General features: G+C 75.3%; 7 protein-coding genes. 5 read left to right on the plus strand and 2 right to left on the minus strand.

What is annotated here, in order from left to right:
* Positions 1-993: ATP-binding cassette domain-containing protein (locus tag GTW67_RS09115; RefSeq protein ID WP_161164300.1), on the plus strand; the 993-nt coding region annotated here is incomplete at its 5' end.
* Positions 990-2,774 carry an ATP-binding cassette domain-containing protein gene (locus tag GTW67_RS09120; protein ID WP_346010607.1) on the plus strand — a complete coding sequence of 595 codons (1,785 nt, stop codon included), beginning with the start codon at positions 990-992 and terminating at the stop codon, positions 2,772-2,774. The genes GTW67_RS09115 and GTW67_RS09120, both read left to right, overlap by 4 nt.
* Before the next feature lie 29 nt (positions 2,775-2,803).
* Here the strand turns inward: GTW67_RS09120 and GTW67_RS09125 are convergent, their stop codons facing one another.
* Both GTW67_RS09125 and GTW67_RS09130 read right to left on the minus strand, forming a co-directional pair.
* Positions 2,804-3,400: a response regulator transcription factor gene (locus GTW67_RS09125; protein WP_161164301.1), complete on the minus strand. Its 597-nt coding sequence runs from the start codon at positions 3,398-3,400 to the stop codon at positions 2,804-2,806.
* 444 nt (positions 3,401-3,844) lie between these two features.
* Positions 3,845-4,081, minus strand: a complete 237-nt coding sequence (locus tag GTW67_RS09130) for a hypothetical protein (protein ID WP_161164302.1) — start codon at positions 4,079-4,081, stop codon at positions 3,845-3,847.
* Between the two features lie 163 nt (positions 4,082-4,244).
* Between GTW67_RS09130 and GTW67_RS38470 the strand changes: the two genes are divergently transcribed.
* The 3 genes from GTW67_RS38470 to GTW67_RS09140 all read left to right on the plus strand — a co-directional run.
* Positions 4,245-4,331 carry a putative leader peptide gene (locus GTW67_RS38470; RefSeq protein ID WP_350721800.1) on the plus strand — a complete coding sequence of 29 codons (87 nt, stop codon included), beginning with the start codon at positions 4,245-4,247 and terminating at the stop codon, positions 4,329-4,331.
* 227 nt (positions 4,332-4,558) lie between these two features.
* The gene (gene ssuE, locus GTW67_RS09135; RefSeq protein ID WP_161164303.1) at positions 4,559-5,113 is read left to right on the plus strand and encodes an NADPH-dependent FMN reductase; all 555 of its coding nucleotides are present in this window, start codon (positions 4,559-4,561) and stop codon (positions 5,111-5,113) included.
* Positions 5,114-5,152: 39 nt separating this feature from the next.
* Positions 5,153-6,101, plus strand: a 949-nt coding sequence (locus GTW67_RS09140; protein WP_161164304.1) for an LLM class flavin-dependent oxidoreductase, incomplete at its 3' end; no start/stop codon positions are given.

Here is a 6,101-nt window from a genome sequence, read left to right on the forward strand (position 1 = left end):
GGTGCACTCGAACTGCGCGGTGTGCGCGTCCTGCGGGACGGCACGGAGGTGCTGCGGGCGGACGCCGTGGTGGTGCCCGGCGGGGCCACGGCCGCGGTCGTGGGCCGAAGCGGCGCCGGCAAGTCCGTACTGGCCGCCGTGGCGGGCCGGCTGCTCGACCCCGACGAGGGAGAGGTCCTGCTCGACGGTGTTCCGCTGGACTCCCTGACCCGGGCGAGCCTGCGCGCCGAGGTCGGTTTCGCCTTCGCGCGTCCGGTGCTCGGTGACGGCACGGTGGCGGAGGCGGTCGCGTCCGGGGTCCGCCCCGCGGCACCGCACCGGGTGCGGGAGGCGGTCCGGGTCGCGGGTGCCGACGCCTTCGTACGCCGCCTGCCGCGGACGTACGACACCCCGCTCGCCGACGTCCCGCTGTCCGGCGGCGAGTACCAGCGCCTGGGGCTGGCCAGGGCGTTCGCCCACGCGGGCCGGCTGCTCGTGATGGACGACGCGACCTCCAGCCTCGACACCGCCACGGAGCACGCCGTGGACCGGGCGGTGCGCGACGCCCTCGAAGGCACCACGCGCCTGGTCGTGGCACACCGCCCGTCGGTCGCGGCGCGGGCGGACCTGGTGATCTGGCTGGAGGACGGACGGGTACGGGCGGTCGGCCCGCACCGGCGACTGTGGGAACGGGCCGCCTACCGAGCGGTGTTCGCCACCGGCGTCCGGCCCGGGGCCGACGGGGCCGCAGGAGCCGGAGGTGCCACAGGCGCCGTAGCGGCCGGAGATGCCACAGGCGCCGTAGCTGCCGGAGGTGCCGCAGGAGCCGCAGGCCCCGAAGCGGCCGCAGGAGCCGGAGGAGCCGGAGCGGCCAGAGGTGCCACAGGTGCCACAGGAGGCGAAGATGGCACACGAGCCGAAGGTGCCATAGGTCCCGAAGCGGCCGAAGCCGCCGAAGAGCCGGAGGCCGGGGTCGGCCGGATCGTCTCCCTGCACGGCGAGGCGCGGCCGTGACCGCCGCTGAGGGCGGCCGGACGGTGTGGTCCGGCCGGGAGTCCGGTCCGCTGCGTCGGGCCCTGCCCCCCGCCCGGCGCTTCCTGGCCGGGCGCAAGGGCGTCCTCGCACGGCTCGGGGCGTGGTCGGTGGCCGAGTCGGCGCAGACGTTCCTCGTCGGGTACGGCGTCGCCCAGGCCGTAGACCGGGGCTTCCTGGCCGGTGACACGCCCGCCGGGCTCGGCTGGCTCGCGGTCGCCGCCGTCGCCGTGGTGTGCGGGGCGCCCGTGGTCAGGGGTGTCTTCGCCCAACTGGCGGGCCTCACCGAGCCGTTGCGGGACGGGCTGGTGCGGCGCGCGGTCGACCGGTCGATGGCGGAGGCCGAGGCCCGTCCGGGGGGCGGGGACCGTGCCGCCGTGTCGCGGCTCACCAACCAGGTCGAGATCGTGCGGGACAGCTTCGCCGGGCTCGTGCTGACGCTGCGCTCGTTCGTCTTCACCGCCGCGGGCGCGCTGCTCGGCCTGTTCTCACTGGACCCCGCGCTGCTGCTGGTCGTCGCGCCGCCCCTCGCCGGGGGCCTGGCCCTGTTCCTGGTCACGCTGCGGCCCATGGCGGCGGCGCAGCGCCGGGCCCTCGCCGCCGACGAGGCGCTGGGCGACCACGCGGCGCGGACCCGGGGCGCGCTGCGCGACATCACCGCGTGCGGCACGCGGGACGAGGTGGCGCGCGACGGTGAACGGCTCGTCGCGGACGCCGCCGACACCGCGCGTGTCCTCGCCCGCTGGGCCGCGGTGCGCACGCTGGCCCTGGGTGTCGCGGGCCAACTGCCGGTGCTGCTCCTGCTGGTGACCGTGCCGTGGCTGCGCGGCAGGGGCGTCACCACCGGGGCGCTGCTGGGCGCCTTCACGTACCTCGCCCAGGCCCTGCTGCCCGCTCTGCACACCCTCATGACGGCGATCGGCGCGGCGGGCACGCGGCTGCTCGTGGTCCTGGACCGCATCACCGGCACGGGACCGCCGCCCCGCACCGGCACACCCCCGGCGGCGCCCACCCAGGACTCGGGCCGACGGCCGGGGTCGCCCGTACCCGCCGTGGAACTGCGGTCGGTGACGCTGTCCTACGGCGCACGGGCGGAGCCGGTCCTCGACGCGCTCGACCTGCGGGTGGCGGACGGCGAGCACCTGGCCGTCGTCGGCCCCAGCGGCATCGGCAAGTCGACCCTCACCCGTCTGGTCGCCGGAACACTGGCGCCGAGCGGCGGTGTGGTCGAGGTGGCCGGCCGTACAGTCACCGGCCGGGCCCCGGCCGAACTGTCCGGCCTGCGCGTCCTGTTGCCCCAGCAGGCGTACGTCTTCACCGCGACGGTGCGGGACAACCTCACGTACCTTCGGCCGGACGCCTCCGCGGCCGAGATCGGGGCCGCCCTGCGCGAACTCGGCGCCGACGGCCTCGTGGAGCGTCTGGGCGGCCTCGACGCGCCGCTCGTCCCGGGCGACCTGTCGCAGGGCGAGCGCCAACTCCTCGTGCTGGTGCGGGCGCACCTGTCCACGGCGCGTCTGCTGCTGCTCGACGAGGCGACCTGTCACCTCGACCCGGCCGCCGAGGCACGGGCCGAGGAGGCCCTGGCCCGGCGGCCGGGTGCGCTGGTCGTGGTGGCCCACCGCATGTCGTCGGCGCTGCGGGCGGACCGGATCCTGGTGCTGGACGGTGTCGGCGCGGCGTGCGGCACGCACCCTGAACTCCTCGCCCGCTCCCCGCTCTACCGCGATCTGGTGGGGCACTGGGGCGAGACCGGGAGCTGACCCGGCGGCGCGTCCCGTGCCCCGCCGTCTCACACCCAGCCGGCGCTCTGGACGATGCGTATGGCGTCCACCCGGTTGCGCGCGCCGACCTTGCGTATCGCGCTGGCCATGTAGTTGCGGACCGTCCCCCGCGACAGGTGCAGGACTCCGGCGATCTCGGCGACGGAGCAGCCCTGCGCGGCCTGCGCCAGCACGTGCAGCTCACGGGCCGTCAGCGGGGCCCGGGACGCCTCCAGCAGGGCGACGGTGAGTCTCTCGTCGAGGAACCGTTCCCCCTTGGCGACGGTGTGCACGGCGTCGATCAGACGGTGGGACGGGGCGTCCTTGGCGACGAAGCCGAGCGCTCCCGCGTCGAACGCCCTGCGCAGCACGCCCGGCCGTTCCGGGGCCGCGAGGACGACCAGCCTGGCTCCGCACCGGTCCCAGTAGGGGGCGCGACAGAGGTCCTCCGTCCCGTCCAGACAGTCCCCGTCCACGACGCACACGTCCGCGGGTAAGTCGTCCTCGTCGGGCTCCTCGCCCCGGGAGGACATGCACGAGACCTCGAGTCCGTCGGCGGACAGGAGCAGTTGAGCCAGTGCCGAGCGCAGCAGCAGCGCGTCGTGCACCACGAGAACACGTACCATGTACGACCCCCAAGGTCTCCCGGCCGTCCTCCCGGGACGACCGGGCTCGTCCCCCAATGTCCCCAGCCGTCTGCCCCGGGGCCCCGTCCCAGAAGCACGGAATGCGGCCGGACCGGGAGGGAGCGACATCAATACGCCGTTCTCGGGGGCGCCGGAGACCGTGCCGGGGTGGGCGGTCAGGCCGGAACACGCCCTTGGTGCAGGGGCCAACGGCACACCGGCCGAGCCGGAATCCCCCAGGTGACCGCTGACGACGCGGCTCTCCGCCCGGGAGGCGGGACGGGTGCGCGGCGGGAGACCGGAAGGGGCGCGTCCCCTCCGTTCCGCACCGGCCGAAAACGTTCGATGTGAATGTGGCCCGAAAACCGGCCCCCGGACCGCCCCGACTTGCGCACGGCCCGATCGGTTCCGCGCCGCTCGCGCGCCCCGAAGCACCCCGGCGCACTACTCGGCGGCGTGCCCCCGCCGGCGCTCCCTGGCCCGCTCGCCCGCCCGTCGGGCCTTGCCCATGAGCCGGTCCCGCCCCGCGGACATCAGGAGGGTCAGCGGCGTCACGATCAGGCCGATCAGCAGGGCCGGTCCCCAGTCCATGTTGTCGCGCCGGTACCGCAGGATCAGGACGGCGCAGGCGTAGGCCAGTACGACGATCAGCGCGTTCTTGAGCGGCTTGGGTAACGTCATGAGCGTTCGCGTACCCCCCGAGCGCACCCGCATGGGGGCGGGGCGGGGCCGCGTTCACCGGGCCGGCGGCCATGTCACGCCCGTGTGAAATCCCCTGGAGGGCGGGCGGGAACGGGCCGCTGTTCCTTGACGGCCGCGCGGGCCGACTGCCACGATCGCCGTCATGAAGCAGACGCGACCGGATCTCACGCGGCGACGCCACGTCGACCTCGCGCGTGTCTCCAGCGCCTGCTGTCGCCGCCCGGTCTGACACTCCCCGGGCCGGCCCCCCGACTCTCCGCGGTGCCGCGAAGCCTCGCCGGCCGACGCCTTCCCGAGTGAGCCGTCCCCTCACCCGCGCACGCCGACGCGCACACGGCGAGTCCCACGAGCCGTCTCCCCGCCCCGGTCCCCGCGCGCCGGCCCTCATGTCCCCTGTCCGAACCTCCGCGTGCTCCCCCGCGCGCGGGCGTCCGGGTGTTCTCGAAAGAGGTCCCCATGGCCACCGTCCTGTCCGTCTCCGGCAGCCCCTCCGCGTCCTCCCGCACCAACCGTCTGCTGCGCCACCTCGACGAGCGGCTCGTCGCCCAGGGTCACCGGGTCATCCCGCTCGACGTCCGCACCATCCCCGCCGAGGCGCTGCTCGGCGCCGACTTCGCGCACCCGGCCATCGTGGAGGCCACCGAGCTGTTCGCCGCCGCGGACGGCGTGGTCGTCGGCACGCCCGTCTACAAGGCCGCGTACTCCGGTGTGCTCAAGGCGCTGCTCGACCTGCTTCCGCAGTACGCGCTCACCGGCAAGACGGTGCTGCCGCTCGCGACCGGGGGCAGCGTCGCCCATGTGCTGGCCATCGACTACGCGCTGCGGCCGGTGCTCACCTCGATGGGAGCGCGGCACATCGTCCAGGGCTGGTTCACCCTCGACCGGGACATCACGCGGCACGACGACGGGTCCCTGTCGGTCGCCCCGGGCGCCGCCGAGGCGCTCACCCAGGTGGTCGACCAGTTCTCGGCCGCCCTCGGGCCCGCCCCACTGCTCGCCGCCGCGAGCTGACCAGGCGCCCCGCAGACCCCACCCCCCGAACGGAGACGCATGTCCGCCCTGACCTTCCACTGGTTCCTGCCCACCAACGGCGACAGCCGCGACGTCGTGGGCGGCGGCCACGGCTCACCGGCCACGGCGTCCGGCCGGGACCGGCCGCCGACGGTGGCGTATCTGAGCCAGATCGCCCGTGCCGCCGAGGACCTGGGGTTCACCGGCGCGCTCACGCCCACCGGCGGCTGGTGCGAGGACGCGTGGCTGACCACCGCCATGGTCAGCCGGCACACCGAGCGCCTGAAGTTCCTGGTGGCGTTCCGGCCCGGGTTCCTGTCGCCGACGCTGGCCGCGCAGATGGCGTCCACCTTCCAGCGGCAGACCGGCGGACGGCTGCTGCTGAACGTGGTCACCGGCGGCGAGAGCCGGGAGCAGCGGGCCTACGGCGACTTCCTCGACAAGGACGCCCGCTACCGCCGTACCGGCGAATTCCTGGAGGTCGTACGGGGGTTGTGGGGCGGCGGGAGCGTCGATCTGGACGGCGAGCACGTCCGGGTGGAGGACGCGAAGCTGGTTCGCGTGCCCGACCCGGTGCCCGAGGTGTACTTCGGCGGCTCGTCGCCCGCCGCGCTCGACGTCGCCGCGCGGCACGTCGACGTCTACCTCACCTGGGGCGAGCCGCCCGCGCAGGTCGCCGAGAAGATCGCCCGGGTCCGGGAGCTCGCCGCGCGGGAGGGCCGCACCCTGCGCTTCGGCATCCGGCTGCACGTCATCACCCGCGACACCTCGGCGCAGGCCTGGGCGGAGGCGGAACGGCTGCTGTCCGGCTTCGACCCGGACACGGTGCGGGCCGTGCAGGAGGGGCTGGCGCGCAGCGAGTCGGAGGGGCAGCGGCGCATGCTCGCCCTGCACGGCGGCGCCCGCGACGGCCTGGAGATCCACCCCAACCTGTGGGCCGGCATCGGCCTGGTGCGCGGCGGCGCGGGCACCGCCCTGGTCGGCAGCA

The organism is Streptomyces sp. SID5910 (genome assembly GCF_009862125.1).
Taxonomy (GTDB): Bacteria; Actinomycetota; Actinomycetes; order Streptomycetales; family Streptomycetaceae; genus Streptomyces.

Coding starts and splice junctions, on each gene's coding strand:
- GTW67_RS09125 (WP_161164301.1), bottom strand. CDS start 3,400: ATGGTACGTGTTCTCGTGGTGCACGACGCGCTGCTGCTGCGCTCGGCA.
- GTW67_RS38470 (WP_350721800.1), top strand. CDS start 4,245: ATGAAGCAGACGCGACCGGATCTCACGCGGCGACGCCACGTCGACCTC.
- ssuE (WP_161164303.1), top strand. CDS start 4,559: ATGGCCACCGTCCTGTCCGTCTCCGGCAGCCCCTCCGCGTCCTCCCGC.
- GTW67_RS09130 (WP_161164302.1), bottom strand. CDS start 4,081: ATGACGTTACCCAAGCCGCTCAAGAACGCGCTGATCGTCGTACTGGCC.